19 protein-coding genes are annotated in these 16,897 nt (G+C 42.1%); 12 read left to right on the top strand and 7 right to left on the bottom strand.

Annotated features, from left to right (window positions below; all coding sequences use genetic code 11):
* Positions 1 to 79: 79 nt before the first annotated feature.
* Positions 80 to 559 carry a hypothetical protein gene (locus tag SLH55_RS19585; RefSeq protein ID WP_320324296.1) on the top strand — a complete coding sequence of 160 codons (480 nt, stop codon included), beginning with the start codon at positions 80 to 82 and terminating at the stop codon, positions 557 to 559.
* 87 nt (positions 560 to 646) lie between these two features.
* A complete protein-coding gene (gene pepF / locus SLH55_RS19590) occupies positions 647 to 2,470 on the top strand; it encodes an oligoendopeptidase F (RefSeq protein ID WP_320324297.1) in 1,824 nt (607 codons plus the stop codon).
* A gap of 97 nt (positions 2,471 to 2,567) precedes the next feature.
* Here the strand turns inward: pepF and SLH55_RS19595 are convergent, their stop codons facing one another.
* The 5 genes from SLH55_RS19595 to SLH55_RS19615 all read right to left on the bottom strand — a co-directional run bounded on the left by SLH55_RS19595 (position 2,568) and on the right by SLH55_RS19615 (position 6,343).
* Positions 2,568 to 2,756: a hypothetical protein gene (locus SLH55_RS19595; protein WP_219167038.1), complete on the bottom strand. Its 189-nt coding sequence runs from the start codon at positions 2,754 to 2,756 to the stop codon at positions 2,568 to 2,570.
* Between the two features lie 279 nt (positions 2,757 to 3,035).
* On the bottom strand, positions 3,036 to 3,902 hold the full coding sequence (locus SLH55_RS19600) for a ClpXP adapter SpxH family protein (RefSeq protein WP_320324298.1): 867 nt from the start codon (positions 3,900 to 3,902) through the stop codon (positions 3,036 to 3,038).
* A complete protein-coding gene (locus SLH55_RS19605) occupies positions 3,895 to 4,296 on the bottom strand; it encodes a globin (protein ID WP_219166928.1) in 402 nt (133 codons plus the stop codon). Before SLH55_RS19605 ends, SLH55_RS19600 begins: the two co-directional genes overlap by 8 nt.
* 779 nt (positions 4,297 to 5,075) lie before the next feature.
* A complete protein-coding gene (locus tag SLH55_RS19610; protein WP_219169389.1) occupies positions 5,076 to 5,708 on the bottom strand; it encodes a lytic transglycosylase domain-containing protein in 633 nt (210 codons plus the stop codon).
* A 47-nt stretch (positions 5,709 to 5,755) separates the two neighbouring features.
* A complete protein-coding gene (locus tag SLH55_RS19615) occupies positions 5,756 to 6,343 on the bottom strand; it encodes a CYTH domain-containing protein (protein ID WP_320324299.1) in 588 nt (195 codons plus the stop codon).
* Positions 6,344 to 6,471: 128 nt separating this feature from the next.
* Between SLH55_RS19615 and SLH55_RS19620 the strand changes: the two genes are divergently transcribed.
* Genes SLH55_RS19620 through SLH55_RS19635 form a run of 4 tightly spaced genes read left to right on the top strand, consistent with a single transcriptional unit; the run spans position 6,472 to position 9,265 of the window.
* A complete protein-coding gene (locus tag SLH55_RS19620; RefSeq protein ID WP_219169393.1) occupies positions 6,472 to 6,846 on the top strand; it encodes a hypothetical protein in 375 nt (124 codons plus the stop codon).
* 20 nt (positions 6,847 to 6,866) lie between these two features.
* Positions 6,867 to 7,523, top strand: coding sequence for a GTP pyrophosphokinase family protein (locus SLH55_RS19625; protein WP_219169395.1), 657 nt, complete (start codon positions 6,867 to 6,869; stop codon positions 7,521 to 7,523).
* Between the two features lie 18 nt (positions 7,524 to 7,541).
* Positions 7,542 to 8,339 carry an NAD kinase gene (locus SLH55_RS19630; protein ID WP_060670229.1) on the top strand — a complete coding sequence of 266 codons (798 nt, stop codon included), beginning with the start codon at positions 7,542 to 7,544 and terminating at the stop codon, positions 8,337 to 8,339.
* Positions 8,339 to 9,265 (top strand): RluA family pseudouridine synthase, encoded by a 927-nt coding sequence (locus SLH55_RS19635; RefSeq protein WP_257475154.1) that lies wholly within the window; start codon positions 8,339 to 8,341, stop codon positions 9,263 to 9,265. The genes SLH55_RS19630 and SLH55_RS19635 overlap by 1 nt, the downstream gene beginning before the upstream one ends.
* Before the next feature lie 32 nt (positions 9,266 to 9,297).
* Here SLH55_RS19635 and prpE read toward each other — a convergent pair whose 3' ends face one another.
* Entirely contained in the window at positions 9,298 to 10,035 is a 738-nt protein-coding gene (gene prpE, locus SLH55_RS19640) for a bis(5'-nucleosyl)-tetraphosphatase PrpE (protein ID WP_219169397.1), read from the bottom strand.
* A 278-nt stretch (positions 10,036 to 10,313) separates the two neighbouring features.
* Here prpE and mgtE point away from each other — a divergent pair, with 278 nt between their 5' ends.
* The 5 genes from mgtE (at position 10,314) to SLH55_RS19665 (ending at position 15,729) form a co-directional block, all read left to right on the top strand.
* Complete coding sequence (gene mgtE, locus SLH55_RS19645; RefSeq protein WP_257475156.1) at positions 10,314 to 11,657, top strand: magnesium transporter; 1,344 nt, start codon at positions 10,314 to 10,316, stop codon at positions 11,655 to 11,657.
* Positions 11,658 to 11,678: 21 nt separating this feature from the next.
* Positions 11,679 to 13,541, top strand: a complete 1,863-nt coding sequence (locus SLH55_RS19650) for a monovalent cation:proton antiporter family protein (RefSeq protein ID WP_219169401.1) — start codon at positions 11,679 to 11,681, stop codon at positions 13,539 to 13,541.
* 111 nt (positions 13,542 to 13,652) lie between these two features.
* Entirely contained in the window at positions 13,653 to 14,138 is a 486-nt protein-coding gene (locus tag SLH55_RS19655; RefSeq protein WP_320324300.1) for a DinB family protein, read from the top strand.
* Between the two features lie 80 nt (positions 14,139 to 14,218).
* Positions 14,219 to 14,995, top strand: a complete 777-nt coding sequence (gene fabI, locus SLH55_RS19660) for an enoyl-ACP reductase FabI (protein WP_219169405.1) — start codon at positions 14,219 to 14,221, stop codon at positions 14,993 to 14,995.
* Positions 14,996 to 15,183: 188 nt separating this feature from the next.
* A complete protein-coding gene (locus tag SLH55_RS19665; protein ID WP_320324301.1) occupies positions 15,184 to 15,729 on the top strand; it encodes a CotO family spore coat protein in 546 nt (181 codons plus the stop codon).
* Positions 15,730 to 15,782: 53 nt separating this feature from the next.
* On the opposite strand, the gene SLH55_RS19670 is transcribed toward SLH55_RS19665, so the two are convergent.
* A complete protein-coding gene (locus tag SLH55_RS19670; protein ID WP_219169409.1) occupies positions 15,783 to 16,277 on the bottom strand; it encodes a CotY/CotZ family spore coat protein in 495 nt (164 codons plus the stop codon).
* 134 nt (positions 16,278 to 16,411) lie between these two features.
* Between SLH55_RS19670 and SLH55_RS19675 the strand changes: the two genes are divergently transcribed.
* Positions 16,412 to 16,768, top strand: coding sequence for a DUF1360 domain-containing protein (locus SLH55_RS19675; protein WP_219169410.1), 357 nt, complete (start codon positions 16,412 to 16,414; stop codon positions 16,766 to 16,768).
* The last annotated feature ends 129 nt before the right edge of the window (positions 16,769 to 16,897 follow it).

The raw sequence follows: 16,897 nt of genomic DNA on the forward strand, positions 1-16,897 counted from the left end.
AGTGTAACATGTTCATTTTGAACTTTTCATTGAAAAATGTTGACAAACTATTAGCTGGTTTAACTGGAACGACTATAGAATGAAATGGATATACAACAAAATAAATTACAATAAATCAGGAAGAGATGCATTTTTAAGAGAAGTGTATGGGGAAGGGGATACATTCTTGTATCTGCCACTGTATGTCGGGCTTCCGGTCTTCCCTCATGGACTTCATATCAAAAATCATGAAGTGGAATGGCAATACTATTTGTGGAAAGACAGTTTGAAAAGGGGGAGTTCAATTTCAGAGGAGAGTATGACTCTAGGATTGAATAGAAGGCTTGCTGCAGGTCACATTGAGCTACGTATCCTACCATTTGTGAAAAAAGATGAACTGATAAGGGATATTGTTAGGGAATATTTAAGAATCCTTGAAAAAGTGAAAGTGATTGACAGGGTAGGTGAAAATCAGTTCAAGCTTACGGGACCTTGGAGCTGCCCCGACCACTTCGGAGCTTTTGAACTGCATCGAGATGATTTTTTTTCAAAGTGGAAGCATATATTAAATCATGTGTAACTAAGATTGGATTGTTGCAGGAAATTCTTAGATAAGAGAGAATGTAACTATAAGGAATTTTCTGTAGATTTAGAATGGAGGATGTATATGACAAAAGATACAGCTGTGAAAAGTCTGCCTGGCAGAAAAGATGTAGAGGAAAAGTTAACGTGGAGACTGGAAGATATTTTTGAAAGTGATGATGCGTGGGAAAAGGAATATAAAGAAATAAAAGACTTATCAAAGAAGGCAGATGAATTTAAAGGTACATTGGGTGATAGTGCGGATCAACTTTACAATGCATTCGCGTTCCAGGATGAAATAATGGAACGGATGGGCAAGGTGTATACATATTCTCATATGCGCTATGACCAGGATACGACCAATTCGTATTATCAGGGACTAGATGATCGTGCCAAAAGTCTATATACCCAATTGGGGAGCAAGTTCGCATACCTGGTGCCTGAAGTGCTGACGATTGACGAGAACAAGCTTAATGGCTTCATGGAGGAAAAAGAGGAGCTGAAGAAGTATAGGCATGCATTAGAAGAAATCAATCTCCAGCGTCCCCATGTCCTTTCAGCTGAAGAAGAAGCGTTACTCGCCCAAGCGTCCGAAGTGTTCAGTGCTTCGAGTAATACATTTGGGATGTTGAATAATGCCAATCTTGAGTTTCCGAGCATTAAAGACGAAAATGGGGAAGAAGTGGATATTACCCATGGCCGTTTTATCCGATTCCTTGAGAGCAGTGACCGTAGTGTCCGAAAAGAAGCCTTTACAAAGGTATATGAGACGTATGGGAAATTCGAAAATACATTTGCCTCAACGTTAAGCGGTGCGGTGAAGAAAGATAATTTTATTGCGAACGTGAGACATTATGATTCTGCCAGACATGCGGCACTGTCCAACAATAATATTCCAGAAGAAGTATATGATAATCTTGTTGATACAGTCAGTAAGAATCTTCACCTGCTACAGCGTTATGTGAAGCTTCGTAAGAAAGTACTTGGCCTTGACGAGGTTCATATGTATGACCTGTATACGCCGCTTGTGAAGGAAGTCAAAATGGATATAAGCTATGATGAAGCTAAAGACATGATCCTTGATGGATTAAAGCCCCTTGGTGAGGAATATGCAAACGTCCTTAAAGAAGGCTTTGATAACCGCTGGGTGGATGTTGTCGAAAATAAAGGAAAAAGAAGCGGTGCGTACTCATCCGGGGCATATGGCACGAACCCGTATATCCTGATGAACTGGCAGGATAATGTCAACAATCTGTTTACACTTGCCCATGAATTCGGACACAGTGTCCATAGCTACTATACACGTAAGTCTCAGCCATATACGTATGGTCATTATTCCATCTTTGTTGCTGAAGTGGCATCCACTTGCAATGAAGCTTTATTAAATGATTATCTGTTGAATACAATCGAAGATGAGAAAAAGCGATTGTATCTCTTGAATCATTATCTTGAAGGTTTCAGAGGAACCGTATTCCGCCAAACGATGTTCGCAGAATTTGAGCATCTCATTCATAAGAAGGCACAAGAAGGCGAAGCGCTGACTTCGGAGTTTTTGACAAAAGAGTATTATGAATTGAATAAGAAATATTTTGGGGAAGATATTTCAATTGATGAAGAGATCGGATTGGAATGGGCCCGTATCCCTCACTTCTATTACAATTACTATGTTTATCAATATGCTACAGGATTCTCTGCAGCAACTGCCCTTAGTCAACAGATCCTCGAAGAAGGGAAGCCCGCAGTGGAGAGGTACATCGACTTCCTTAAGTCAGGAAGCTCCGATTATCCGATAGAAGTGTTGAAGAAAGCAGGAGTGGATGTGACAACATCCAAACCAGTAGAGGATGCATGTAAGGTCTTTGAAGAAAAACTGAATGAAATGGAAGAACTGCTTGATAAATTGCAATAAACAGGCGATATTGCCTAAAGAAACACCCCGCATGAAGGGCCAGCCCTTCATGCGGGGTGTTAGTCATTCTTGAAAGTTAACACGAGAGGTCCGTCCCTCATTTCATCGATTTGAACCCCCTGAAGCGATTGCGGTTTCCAAGGGAATGGATGAAGAGGAGGAGTGAGAGAAAGAGGATCGGTGATGTGATATAGATTGGAACCAGGTGCATGAGGCCAAGGATATTGATGAAGAAGCTGATCAGGATCAAGAGGATGAGGATTCCGAATTTCATCTTTACGTACATACCAATTCCCTCCGTACATTATCTTAATACCATGTATATGAAGGGGAAGAAGAGAACATGAATTGATTTTGACAATATTGTGAAATACCATACAAACAACTTGCCAATACAAGTGGATACGTGATATATTATCAGTGTGAAGTTGATCACAAGCAAACATATACCCCTTTGTTTGACCGTGAAAAATTTCTCCCATCCCCTTTGTTCGTATTGAAAAACCGATGTTGGAAACAACATCGGCTTTTCTTGTATTGGAGTGAATTTATTATATTGACATAATTAGTTGTTGATATATTTCCAAAAGGTCCCGTGCTTTGCAGGGATCTTTTTTACTTTTTGCTGAAGTGTCCATTTCTTCATTTGCTTTTCCACTTCTTCTATTGTTAGATCGTATACAACGGCTATTTCTTTGGATGCGACCACGCGATAATACTTCATGAAAACGTCCAGTGGAGGCAAGGGTTGCTTTTCGGGCTTTGATGCCAGCATCTCTTCTATAATATGAACATATACCTCATAAGAATATAAACCCGTGATCTTTAATCCTTCATCCTCAATATTCTCATTGAAAAAGACCAAGGTGGGGATCTCATCCACTTCCATCTCTGAAGTAATCTTGACATCGCATTGAAATGCCTTGGACGCCGAGGAAGAGTTTATATCGTTCATGAATTCATTGAGGTCGAGCTTCGCTGCCGCGGCACATTCCTTCAATACGTCAATATTCGAAATATCCTGCTTTTGAAGAAATAATCGCTCTTGTAAAAAACGTAAGAAGCGAATCCCCGAGTGCTTTCCTTGGAGCTCGGCTGCTTTGATCGCAAACGAAGCGATATAGGGTGAATCAATCGGATTATCGATCCACAGGCTCCCGTCACATGACATTCCGGAACGGCTTGCCGTTTTATCCCATTGCTGAGCCAGGTCTTCCTGTTTTCTCTTGGTTGCAAGATTTAAGGATGCAAGCTGACCGCTGAGAATATAGCGTATCCGAAAGTATTGTCCATACTCAATATGCAATTTCTTTAAGATTGGTTCAAGTGCCCAGCATTCCGGGCAAAGAGGGTCAACGAACATGTATATTTCCAGAGGTTTCTTCTCACGACCGCACCCTTTAAGGTGATGCCAGCTCGTTGTTCTAGTCAATGGCAGAACCCTTGGGTGTATCAGTATTCACCATATGATGGGCGGTTAATACAAGTCTGTGGAAAAAGTCATCTCTTACTGGACCCTCTAGATTGACCTCATCCATTGCTTCATGCATACATCCTAACCAAGCTTTAGCCCGGTCCTCTGTAATAGGAAAAGGGAGGTGCCTTGCACGCAGCATCGGGTGTCCATGTTCCTCAGTGTAAAGAGCAGGACCACCTAAATATTGAGTTAAAAATTGTTTTTGTTTACGGGATGTCTCGGTTAAATCATCCGGAAAGATCGGTGCAAGCTCAGGATGATTTGATACTCTTTCATAAAAAGCTTCAACGAGCATGGAGAGTTTCTTTTCGCCGATAAGATTATAGGGCATTTGTGGTTTCTCGACCATAAGAATGACTCCTTTTTACTTAGATTGTATGTTCATTCTAGCAAGCATTCATCCATATCTCAAACAAATCGCCTTACATCTGCCTTTTATTCCTAAATTAGTGTAGCCTGCTTTTATCTTCTTATCCTGGGATATGAGAAAAAGTGTTGTATGAAAGTAGTGGGTCTATTGGTTTGTTAGGCTTGCATTAAAAAGGTTGTTTTCGCAAAGATTGTTACTATCATATACAGACTAAGATTTGCGAATGCTCTGTCAATTAGGTTGTGGTGCAGGAGGGTGAAGGGAACAGTCCCGCTTTCCACGGACGTTCGGCCAAGCCTCCTCAGCAAAAACCGCTTCCGGGGTCTCGGCACGCCCGTTTTCCGTAGGAGTCTACGCAGTTCCCTTCACCCTCTAATGTAGTAAGTGGTTGACAGAGCAAACTGGTTTGTCAACCATCCGTTTAAAAAGAGTAGAGGACTATTAAATAAAATCAGTCACTGCAACGAATGAAAAATCAGTGACATACGAAATCTCCACATTTTCTTTGTGATAGTCCAACTTTACGTCAGTTGATTGGAGCGGAAGGTGCTCGACTCCTGCGGGAAACGCTGGACAGGTGAGACCCCGCAGGCGCAGCCGAGGAGGCTCACCGCCAGCCCCGCGGAAAGCGAGCACCTGTAGCGGAAATCAACCGCCACTCGCTACATCTAAAAGCAACAATGTATATGAAAATAGCCAATAAAAAAGACAAAACCAGCCTCGGGTAGGGAGACCGGTCTTGTCCGTCTTAAGAAATGTTAAGCAAAATAACGATCCGTTACTTTTTTTACATATGCTGTGGTTTCTTTGAACGGCGGGATGCCGTTGTATTTATCAACGTTTCCTGGCCCAGCGTTATAAGCTGCCAGGGCAAGGTGGACATCTCCATTGTATTTATCGAGCATTTGCTTTAAGTACTTGGTGCCCGCAAATACATTTTCTTCAGGATCAAAGATGTTGGTGACTCCGAGGCCCCTGGCAGTACTCGGCATGAGCTGCATTAATCCAGTGGCTCCTGCAGGGCTGACGGCAGACGGGTTGAAATTGGACTCCTGTTTAATGACCGATTGAATCAGTTTTTTTGGGAGGCCATAGTGATCAGATGCCCGGGTGATGATCTCATCGATATCCTGAGGAGCTGTTAAGTTTGGCTTGTTCACAGTCGAAAGCTGATGGAGGCTTGTAGTCAGGGATAAAGCTGGATTTGATTGTAGTACCCCATTGACTGCCCCCAGCGTATTTACTGGAGATACGTTTGTATGAATGGCCTGAGTTAAAAGTTGTTGAAACAGATCACTTGATCCACCGGTTCCATTTTTAATAGAAGAAACTGAACCTAAGCTGTTCAGGGCTTGTAGCTCCATCATCGTTTTCAATGCTTGAACATTCATGTATAGGACTCCTTATTGCTTAAACTGATATTCTTGTAGTATATCGGTCAAGACTCATCTTGTTTTAATTTTTCCGTGTAAAAACGTTGTATTTTATTTTCTGTCACACGGAATGGAATTTGGTGCTGCTCCAGAAGGTCAAGGAATATGGCTTCACCTGAAGTGCGCTCTTTCACTTCATATTCGAGCTCGTAATCCTCTTTTTGTAAGTAAGAGCTTTTATCGAAAACAAGAAGTCCATCCCGATAGTCAATTTCAGCCCGAGTGGTTGATAGTGTCCCGAAGTGTTTTAACGAAATAGGTGAGATGGAAAGAGCATTTAAAGCTTCTTTGACCTCTCCTTCGGGAAATATTCCCTCTTGCAAAAGAGAATGTGTTTGATTTTTTGATAGGGGTTGGTTCGTTTCTAATAGATCTTCTTTTAAGGGGGTTTTTAATGTTAATGTGTACACTCCGCTTTTCTCCCGGATTCTGAGGGCGGATCTTTTCTCTTTTAATCCATAATCAGGTGTATCGAAATAATGGTTGTCCTGGGTGATGAAGTTCTCCTCTTCTATCTGAAAGTATGATGTTAAGCGTGTGAATTCCTCCAGAGTAAGGAGATTCTTGAATTCTATTTCTATTTCCTGTGACATGACAAGCATCCTTTCTTATCAATCTCACTCTATTATCTCGTTAATAATAGGGAACTTCAATGTTTAGATGAAATGGTTGTCTTATGTTAAAATGATACTGATTGTTTAATGGAAGGATGAAGAAACGCATGAGGAAAATTGTTCAAATTCAACACACAACATATGAAAACGGTACATTACACTTACATACTGATCAGGAGGAGCTTATTCAAGGTACAACTGCAGCGGGTCAAATCATAGCAGACTCCGATCGCTATGCATTCGTATACTTAGTGGAAAATGCAGAGGAATATGTCTACTTATATTTGGAAGAGTCCATCTGGCCGGAATTGAAAAAGGCTCTCCATGAAAACGCGGAAGTGGTGGTGAAAAGTGAAAATACTTCCCTGGAATTAGATCGATTCGTTGAAGAACTTGACTATCTTGTAGGTAATATAGAAGGAAACGGGAACTACGGTGACGAAATGGTTAAAAAGGTAGAGAACGTATTTCTTGAAAAGTAGGCGCAAGAGAGGTGAGGGAAATGAATCACTGGGAACAATTTTTAGCTCCATACAAGCAAGCGGTTGATGAATTAAAGATTAAGCTTAAGGGGATGAGGGGAGAATATGAACTTCATAATACTCATTCTCCCATTGAGTTTGTGACAGGCAGAGTGAAGCCTATCGCAAGTATTCTTGATAAAGCCAATCAAAAAGGAATCAAACTATCTCATATTGAAACAGAAATGCAGGATATAGCAGGACTCAGAATGATGTGTCAATTCGTTGAGGATATCCATATTGTTGTGGAAAAACTACGCAGCCGCAATGACTTTAAAATCATTGAAGAAAGAGATTACGTAACCCACAAAAAACCTAGCGGGTATCGGTCCTATCATGTTGTCATTGATTATCCCGTCCAAACCATCCAGGGTGAAAAAAACATCCTGGTAGAAATTCAAATCAGGACGCTTTCTATGAATTTCTGGGCGACGATTGAGCACTCTTTGAACTATAAGTATAGTGGTCAAATTCCTGAACAAGTGCGTCTCCGGATCCAACGGGCTGCTGAAGCCGCCTTTAGGCTGGATGAGGAAATGAGCTTGATTCGGGAGGAGATTCAGGAAGCACAAGTCATTTTCACGAACAAAAAGGAGAAGGATCAGCGTAGGGGAAATTCTGAAGCAAAACAATCATGACAAGAAGGGGGTAAACGAATGAAGTTCGCGATTACATCAAAAGGTGATTCAAAATCCAATACGTTAATGCATAAAATGAGAACCTATCTACAAGATTTCAACTTAATTTATGATGATGATCAACCGGATATTGTCATTTCCGTCGGTGGGGATGGCACGCTTCTCTATGCATTCCACCGTTACAGATCGAGGCTTGATAAAACGGCTTTTGTCGGTGTACATACGGGTCACCTCGGCTTTTATGCCGACTGGGTGCCCGAGGAGATCGAGAAACTCGTCATTGCGATTGCTAAGACTCCCTATCAGATCATTGAATACCCGCTGCTGGAAACGATCATCCGTTATCAGCATGGCGGAAAGGAAACACGCTATCTTGCTTTGAATGAGTCGACCGTCAAGAGCGTCGAAGGAACCCTTGTCATGGATGTGGAAATCAGAGGGCAGCATTTTGAACGATTCAGGGGAGATGGTCTTTGTCTTTCGACTCCATCAGGCAGTACAGCTTATAATAAGGCTCTTGGAGGTGCGATCATACACCCGTCTTTACCCGCCATCCAATTCGCTGAAATGGCGTCGATTAATAATCGGGTTTTCCGAACCATCGGATCACCTCTTATTTTACCAGCGCATCATACATGCATGTTAAAGCCCGTGAATGGGCCGGATTTCCTCGTGACAATCGATCACCTTTCACTTCTTCATAAAGATGTAAAGAGCATTCAGTATCGTGTCGCGGATGAGAAGATTCGTTTTGCCCGCTTCCGTCCTTTCCCATTCTGGAAACGGGTGCATGATTCGTTTGTAGCGGATGAATAATGGCTAATGGTAAGATGAAGAATTATACGCTCCAATGGACAATTCCTTCAGACTATGAAGGAAAGTTGATGAGAGAGTTTCTTATCGATCAGCAGATTTCAAAGCGGACCCTGACAGCAGTCAAGTTTGATGGAGGAAGCATCACTGTCAATGGGAATGAAGAGAATGTGCGTTACTCCTTATCAACTGGGGATATACTTGAAGTGCGATTTCCAGAAGAGAAGCCGAGTCAAGCGTTAGTCGCGGAAGAAATACCTTTGTCAATTGTTTATGAAGACAATGATGTCCTCGTCGTTGATAAGCCTTCGGGAATGAAGACCATTCCAACTAAAGATGAACCGACAGGAAGCTTGGCAAATGCCATCTTAGGTTTGTTTGTTCAAAAGGGTATTTCATCAACGGTACATATCGTTACCCGATTGGATAAAGACACATCGGGACTTGTTTTAGTTGCAAAGCACCGGCACGTTCATCATCTTTTCAGCCTTCAGCAGAAGGGCAGGGAAATCAAAAGGACCTATGAAGCCCTTGCTGAAGGTGTGATGAACGGATTTGGAATGATTGAAGAGCCGATCGGACGGAAATCAGACAGTATCATTGAAAGAGAAGTGAGAGCAGACGGTCAGTATGCCTTGACCCATTACAGGGTGGAAGAACAGTTCCGTGATTTTGCCCACATCGAGTTAAGACCCGAAACCGGCAGAACCCATCAAATCCGGGTCCATATGTCATCGATCGGACACCCCCTGGTTGGAGATGATTTATATGGTGGGGGTTTAATGCTGATGGGAAGACAGGCTCTTCATTGCAGAAGTTTACACTTTTTTCATCCTGTTGAGAAAACCTGGATGACCTTTTTGGTCCCTATGCCTTTTGATATGAGGGCGGTGCTTGATAATGAAAAAAAGAGATCCTTTTCAGATTGACTGATAGGATCTCTTTTTTTTTATGAATGTTTTCAATCTAAGTCCCTGAATTTCTCCACCACCAAAGGCATGTCAGAAGCTACACTCACTACCTCGATTTCGGGGTATCTTAAAGCGGTAAGCTTTCCACCGAACACAGCTCCTGTATCAATATTAACCGTTTTGTTCACCATACGGGCTTCTTTCACGGGTGTGTGACCATACACAATCCAGGCATCTCCTTTATAGTCACGTGCCCAATCCTTCCTGACAGGTGTACCGTCTTCATTCTTTTCCCCGGTGATATCACCGTATAGGACAAACGTTTTGACACGATCATTCTGCTTACCGATTAATTCTTCCTTAATGCCGGCATGAGCTATGATCAGTCTGCCCTCATCCAATACATGATACAATGGGGATCGCTTATACAATTCCAGGAACATTTTCCTGTATTGATCCCTTTCCGTTTGCGGCAGGGCACTTAATTCCGCCACGGTAGTTTCAAGGCCGTGAAGGATCTTGACGTTGTTGCCTAAGAAATAGCGGTACAGTTTATTACAATGGTTACCGGGGACATAATAGGCTGATCCTGTCTGAAGTAATTTGTAGACTGTGGATATCGTTTGAAGTGAATGGTGTCCACGGTCAGTAAGGTCACCCACGAAGCCAAGATTCCTCCCTTCCGGATGAACAGGAAGGCCGGTGGTCCAGACATATCCAAGCTTTTTGGTCAAAGCCCGAAACTCTTCATAACAACCATGAATATCACCGATGATATCAATCTTCATCTCTATCCCACTTCCTTTGATGCCTTTTTTCTTTTCTTTTCCCGTATTTTATGACATATTAATGTTTCAGTATACATATTCTGAGTTTCGTCACTCAATAGATAGTATGACATTATAAATGGAAGGAATACATACATGGTTATTATTTCTTGAGAGACAATCGTCTCGAGATTTGCTAGTATTATTACGACCATATAGTTATGAAGGAGGGTTATATGATGTCTGAAATTACCCAAGATCAAGAAAGAGATAGAGATAGGGATAAGCAGGAAAGAGAGATGTATGATGAAGACCTACTCATTAGAGCCCTTCAAGACGAAGATCTGGATCTTTTCCGTTCAGAATTTGTGCAGTTACACTCTTATGATCAAGCGAAATTTTTCTCTAAAATAGATGAAGATTTAAGAAATCGTTTATACCATTATCTTTCACCGGAAGAAATGGCAGAGCTTTTTGAAAGCCTTGATATTGATGAAGAGGACTATCAGGATATTTTAGCTGAGATGAATCCTACATATGCGGCTGAAATGCTTTCCAATATGTATGCCGATGACGCGGTTGATGTATTGAATGAGCTGGATAAAGATCAGGTTGTCAGTTATTTGACGATCATGGATGATGAATCAGCGAAAGAAATAAAAGAATTACTCCACTATGAAGAGTACACAGCAGGAAGTATCATGACCACTGAGTTCGTGGCCATCTCGAAAAATCAAACAGTCCGTTCAGCCATGTATATATTGAAAAATGAAGCACCTAATGCTGAAACGATTTACTATATCTATGTAGTGGATGATGATAAAAAGCTAGTAGGGGTCATTTCCCTTAGAGATTTGATCATCAGCCACGATGATGTCATGATCGGGGAAATTATGAGTGGTCGTGTCATGTCTGTGGGGGTCAGTGAAGATCAGGAAGCAGTCGCACGGCAAATGAAGGATTATGACTTCCTTGCCCTGCCTGTTGTTGATTTTCAACAGCATCTTCTAGGAATCATAACAGTTGATGATATCATGGACGTTATGGAAGAAGAGGCATCCGACGATTACTCCAAACTTGCGGGTATCGCCGATTTGGATTCCATTGACCGAAGCCCTATAAATGCTGCCAAAAAGCGTCTTCCTTGGCTGATCGCCTTATTATTCCTCGGTATGTTTACAGCAAGCCTCATCGGACGGTTTGAAGATACGTTGGATAAAGTGGCCATTCTTGCCGTGTTCATCCCATTGATAGCCGGTATGGCTGGAAATACGGGGACTCAGGCACTGGCAGTCGCCGTTCGTGGGATTGCGACTGGGGACCTTGAAAAGGAAAACAAGATGTCCCTTGTCATTCGTGAAGCGGGTACCGGGCTTATTACAGGTACGACTTGCGGAATTGTAGTCAGTATTGTTGTGTATGTGTGGAAGGGTGAATTCTTCCTTGGGATCCTCGTTGGGGTATCCGTATTGATCTCTTTATTCGTTGCGACACTTGCAGGTACATTAGTACCCCTTCTTATGCACAAGCTAAAAGTGGACCCGGCCGTCGCTTCCGGTCCTTTTATTACGACGATCAATGATATAATAAGCATTTTAATTTATTTTGGATTAGCGACAATGTTTATGAATTACCTAATATAGAGAGAAGAGGGGGAGGAATGAATGGAACAACATGCATCCGTTTCATCGCTTGTCATCGTTATTCTGGTAGCTTTTTTAACTCCCATATTGCTACATCGATTCAAATTGAATTTTATCCCGGTTGTCATCGCAGAGATCATTATGGGATTGGTTATAGGAAAGAGCGGTTTTAATCTCGTCCATCAAGATATGTGGTTGGAAACCTTGTCTACCCTGGGGTTTATCTTCCTCATGTTCTTAAGCGGTCTTGAAATTGATTTTACCGCATTTTCAGGCAGGAAAAAGAAAAAAGAAATGTTACCTAATGGAAAAGAAGAACCAAATCGACTAAAATTGGCTATCATCATTTTTATCGGTATTTTCTTTGTATCACTTGGACTGTCTTATCTATTTGTCCTATTCGGACTCATTGATAATGCATTCCTTATGACGTTGATCATTTCGACGATTTCACTTGGTGTTGTCGTTCCGACGCTTAAAGAAGCCCATATCATGAAAAGTGCCATTGGGCAGATCATTTTACTCGTAGCAGTCATTGCAGACCTCGTAACGATGATCCTGCTTGCTGTGTTCGTGTCACTTTACGGGGAAGGGCACGGGAATATGTGGCTTCTTCTGATTCTCTTCGGTGTCGGGTTGATGTTGTACTTCCTTGCGAAGAGATTGAAGAACAACACCTTCATTAAAAGTTTATCGACAGGGACCGTTCAAATCGGTACACGGGCAGTCTTTACACTAATCATGCTGCTTGTGGCGGTTTCTGAAACGGTGGGAGCGGAAAACATCCTGGGAGCGTTTTTAGCAGGTGTGCTTGTATCCTTGCTTGCACCAAATCAGGAAATGGTCCATAAGCTTGATTCCTTTGGATATGGATTCTTAATTCCGATTTTCTTCGTGATGATCGGGGTGGAGCTGGATCTTGGGTCCCTGCTTAGTGATAAGAAGATGCTGTTACTGATTCCGTTATTGGTACTGGCATTCCTTGTTTCGAAGATCATCCCTGTCTACTTATTGAGGTATTGGTATGATACAAAAACTACGATTGCTTCCGCATTTTTGCTTACCTCAACCTTATCATTGGTGATTGCAGCAGCGAAAATCGCAGAAAGAATCGAAATCATTACTGCTCAAATGAGTGGGACACTTATCCTGGTCGCCGTGATCACATGTATCATTACACCGATCATCTTCAAGAAGCTTTTCCCGAGGGAAAGTGCAAAAGAGAAGAAGCTGAAGATTACGTTCCTTGGAGCCAATCAGTTAACGATGCCCGTATCAAGGGAACTTCAGTCATCTCTGTATGAGCCTGTCCTGTACCACACGAAACAGGATAAATCGGATCGAAGCATCGCCGATTCCCTGTTCACCATCAATGAAATTGATGATTATGAACTGGGTACGCTTGAAGAAAAGAATATCTTCGAATCAGATATCCTTGTGATTTCCACAGGTGATGAAGAATTGAACGCAACACTTGCAGTGACGGCTAAAGAGTATGGTGTAAACCGGGTGATTGTAAGGGTGGAAAGCCCTGATCTGCATGAAAGTCTACGTGAGCAGGATATTGAGGTTTACTCCGTATTCTTATCAACAAAAGCTTTGTTGCGGGCTCTCATCGAATCACCGTCCGTCATGAGCATCCTGACAAACCAGGAAACATCCCTATACGAAATCCGAATGTTAAACAGTCAGTTTGAGGGCATGACGCTCAGGAAGTTCCCATTCACGGGAGATGTCATCTTTGTCCGTATCTTCAGAGGAAAAGATTCCATCGTTCCCCACGGGGATACCGAACTTCACATGAACGACCGCCTCATTGTCACAGGCAGCAAAGAGTATGTGGATGAACTTAAACGAGAATTAGAATTCTGTGAATACTGCTAATGCATAATCCACTTCCCAAGAGAATATTTTCTTGGGAAGTTTTATTTTACAGAGGAGTTTTTACTTACATCACCTAATAGTAATATAAGGAATAATAAGGAGGAATGAATGATGTGGGAAAAGAGAATTATGGAAATCAGGGAAAAGGTAAGGGAAAGCCTCGAAGGATTATCATTTGCAAAACTGAATGAAAAACCTTCGCCAGAGGAATGGAGCATCGCACAGATTGTTCTTCATTTGGCCGGCGCAGAAACACGCTTTTTGACCTTGGCACTGGATTCAGCTGAAAGTCATTCGGGCAGGAGCGAAACGGATGTAGATTTATCCGTATTTGATGACCCGGCACAAAAATTAAAAGCACCGATCGAGCCCTCTACCAATAAACAAAGCAGGGAAGATTTATTGAAAGAACTTGATGAGTCACGATCCCTCACGACCCAATTTCTAATGAACTATACAAAAGAGGGATTAGATCGCCAATCGATGAATCATCATCGCTTCGGGAAGATGCCGATCTGGCAGGTTCTTGAGCTACTCGGTAAACATGAACAAAGACATTTGCAACAAATTGAAGATGTGAAAAAGAGAATAGGATAGGAATCTTCTTTTCTTTTTAACGGGTTTGAGTTAGAATTAGTAGTAGGTACTAATAACATGTATTAATTAGGAGGATAATAATGACTCTTTCATTAAAAGGAAAAACATATGTGGTAATGGGAGTTGCAAATAAGCGCAGTATCGCTTGGGGAATCGCCCGTTCTTTGCACCAATCCGGTGCACGTTTAATCTTTACATATGCAGGTGAGCGTTTTGAGAAGGGTGTCAGGGACCTTGCAGAAACACTTGAAGGCGGAGAAGATTCACTTGTGCTGCCATGTGATGTGACAAGTGATGCAGATATTGAAAAATGCTTTGCGACAATCAAGGAGGAAGTGGGTGTCATTCATGGTCTGGCCCACTGTATCGCGTTCGCAAACAAAGAAGAACTTGCAGGAGATTATATGAATACGACAAGAGACGGCTTCCTGCTTGCTCACAATATCAGCTCTTACTCCCTGACGGCGGTGGCCAAAGTGGCGAAGGACCTTATGACAGAGGGTGGAAGCATCGTCAGCATGACGTACCTTGGTGGAGAGAGGGTCATGCAAAACTATAACGTGATGGGTGTAGCGAAAGCTTCTCTTGAAGCAAGTGTGAAATATCTTGCGAGTGATCTTGGGAAACATGGTATCCGTGTAAATGCCATTTCTGCCGGCCCGATCCGTACGCTGTCAGCGAAAGGTGTGGGAGACTTCAACAGTATTTTGAAAGAAATAGAAGAGCGTGCTCCACTTCGCCGTAATACGACTCAGGAAGAAGTCGGGGATACGGCAGTGTTCCTGTTCAGTGATTACTCTAGGGGGATCACCGGGGAGAATCTACACGTGGATTCTGGGTATCACGTGTTAGGTTAATAGCATATTTAAAGGGCTGGGGAATTTACTTTCCTGGTCCTTTTTTTATTCTTCAGTCAAATCAGAAGGCACTTCCTCATTTATTCATCATTAACGTTGTGAATTCGTGAGGATTTTTAGGTAATAACGAAACCCCTGGGCGCCTTTTGCATACATATAAAAGTGGAGAACAATTAGGAGGTGTCTTAGTGAGAACAGAGAAAAAAGCGGGGAAGGAACCTTTGCTATATATTAACCAGCCAAGATTAGATGAGGTGAAAGGCAATATGCAGGTGACTTACCGTTCACCCAAGAAGCCGCAGATCAAAACTCAACCTGAGAACCAGATTTCATCAGCCACTGAACAGCTGGAAGCATCCGAGAGACAAGAGAGACAGGAAGAGAAATACTTTGACGAGCAATTATATATTCACCATGAAGATCAGGTGGAAGGAGCTAAAGTCGAAGCGGTAAAATCGATTCCTCAACCTCCCGAACGCAAAACGGCGGCCGCTACTTTTAGGAAATTGAAACCTTTCCGGGAGCTGTCGATCGAAGAAAAAATAGACTACATTTCGGAGAGCATCTACGGAAAGGTACCTTTTCCTTGTGAATTCTCAAATGGTCGGATATCAGTCAAGGGTGTCATGCTCAATGATGATGGTGATGCTATAACTGTAAAGAGCTTTCAAGGTGAAGAAGTGAAAATGAAAAAGAATGAGGTTGTATCCATTAAAATGATCGGCCTTCAATAAAAAAAAGAGCCAGGCGGGATACCCGGCTGGCTTTTTATCTAGACTTTAAAGGATCAGTCTTCGCATTCCAAGAATACGTGTACGTCTTTGATACATTGAATGGCACAGAAGCAATCCAGGTCAACTGTAATACATTCTCCTGTAAATATCCATTCAGTGTTGTTGCCCATGGTTTCCATTTCAGAACCAGAACCTGATCTTGAACCTGATTTAGAACCAGTCGTATCTGCATAGTCAGGCTTCAGCACTTGAAGAGTCGCACAGCAGTTATCGAATACTTCTTTCACCCGGAAAAATGGTGATTTCCAAGGGCATCCTTTGATATGCGCTTTAAAAGTCTCACCGTTTTTAAGATACAATTTGAAGATACGAGTATTCAAACGGTTAGTAGGACTCACCATTGAACCAAGTGGCTCAAGGAAACAATCGTTTTTACAATCGTTACACTCTTGATTTGCTTCGTCTTGGATATCTTTTATAGCACGGACGGCTTGACATACGCAACCACGATCTTTTGAACTTTTGTCTTTATCTCTTCCGCAACCCATATAGAAGTTCCTCCTTAAAATGAATTTCATTTACATTACTAACATATTGTCATGTAGGCAATTAGGTAACGGACATCTGCCCTCTTTTGGAAATTTGGGCTTGGATAATTTGAAATGTGAAGGGAGTTTTTTCATTGCAGCTGACTTTAGTGGAGTTGATTGCCCTTGGTTTAGCCGTCTTTCGACTGACCCATCTGATTGTATTGGATAAGATTACGGAGTTTCTAAGAGCGCCATTCTTTGATGAATCTATTGAAGTGGAAGAGAACGGTGAGGAAGCCATTTATCTTACACCTAAAAAAGGTGGCTTAAAGGGTTTTATAGGAGAGTTATTATCCTGTTACTGGTGTACCGGAATTTGGGCTTCCTGCTTTCTATATGGTGGGTTTTTCTTCTTTCCATTGTATTTCAACCCTCTCATCACCCTTTTAGCCGTAGCCGGGGTTGCGGCTATTTTAGAAGCGGCCGTCCAAAGTTGGAAAACTGATTGAAGACGTAGGTAATTAGTGGAAACAAGCTAGGGTTTCTTCACATATACTGAAAAGGGAAACAGGGTAAAGGAGGAAATGAAAAGTGAAGAAAACCTCTGGAAATACGAAGAAACAAGGAAACTCATCCAC

This window comes from Rossellomorea sp. YZS02 (assembly GCF_033963925.1).
In the GTDB taxonomy this organism is placed as follows: domain Bacteria; phylum Bacillota; class Bacilli; order Bacillales; family Bacillaceae_B; genus Rossellomorea.

Coding starts and splice junctions, on each gene's coding strand:
- SLH55_RS19585 (WP_320324296.1), top strand. CDS start 80: ATGAAATGGATATACAACAAAATAAATTACAATAAATCAGGAAGAGAT.
- pepF (WP_320324297.1), top strand. CDS start 647: ATGACAAAAGATACAGCTGTGAAAAGTCTGCCTGGCAGAAAAGATGTA.
- SLH55_RS19595 (WP_219167038.1), bottom strand. CDS start 2,756: ATGTACGTAAAGATGAAATTCGGAATCCTCATCCTCTTGATCCTGATC.
- SLH55_RS19605 (WP_219166928.1), bottom strand. CDS start 4,296: ATGGTCGAGAAACCACAAATGCCCTATAATCTTATCGGCGAAAAGAAA.
- SLH55_RS19610 (WP_219169389.1), bottom strand. CDS start 5,708: ATGAATGTTCAAGCATTGAAAACGATGATGGAGCTACAAGCCCTGAAC.
- SLH55_RS19615 (WP_320324299.1), bottom strand. CDS start 6,343: ATGTCACAGGAAATAGAAATAGAATTCAAGAATCTCCTTACTCTGGAG.
- SLH55_RS19620 (WP_219169393.1), top strand. CDS start 6,472: ATGAGGAAAATTGTTCAAATTCAACACACAACATATGAAAACGGTACA.
- SLH55_RS19625 (WP_219169395.1), top strand. CDS start 6,867: ATGAATCACTGGGAACAATTTTTAGCTCCATACAAGCAAGCGGTTGAT.
- SLH55_RS19630 (WP_060670229.1), top strand. CDS start 7,542: ATGAAGTTCGCGATTACATCAAAAGGTGATTCAAAATCCAATACGTTA.
- SLH55_RS19635 (WP_257475154.1), top strand. CDS start 8,339: ATGGCTAATGGTAAGATGAAGAATTATACGCTCCAATGGACAATTCCT.
- prpE (WP_219169397.1), bottom strand. CDS start 10,035: ATGAAGATTGATATCATCGGTGATATTCATGGTTGTTATGAAGAGTTT.
- mgtE (WP_257475156.1), top strand. CDS start 10,314: ATGTATGATGAAGACCTACTCATTAGAGCCCTTCAAGACGAAGATCTG.
- SLH55_RS19650 (WP_219169401.1), top strand. CDS start 11,679: ATGGAACAACATGCATCCGTTTCATCGCTTGTCATCGTTATTCTGGTA.
- SLH55_RS19655 (WP_320324300.1), top strand. CDS start 13,653: ATGTGGGAAAAGAGAATTATGGAAATCAGGGAAAAGGTAAGGGAAAGC.
- fabI (WP_219169405.1), top strand. CDS start 14,219: ATGACTCTTTCATTAAAAGGAAAAACATATGTGGTAATGGGAGTTGCA.
- SLH55_RS19670 (WP_219169409.1), bottom strand. CDS start 16,277: ATGGGTTGCGGAAGAGATAAAGACAAAAGTTCAAAAGATCGTGGTTGC.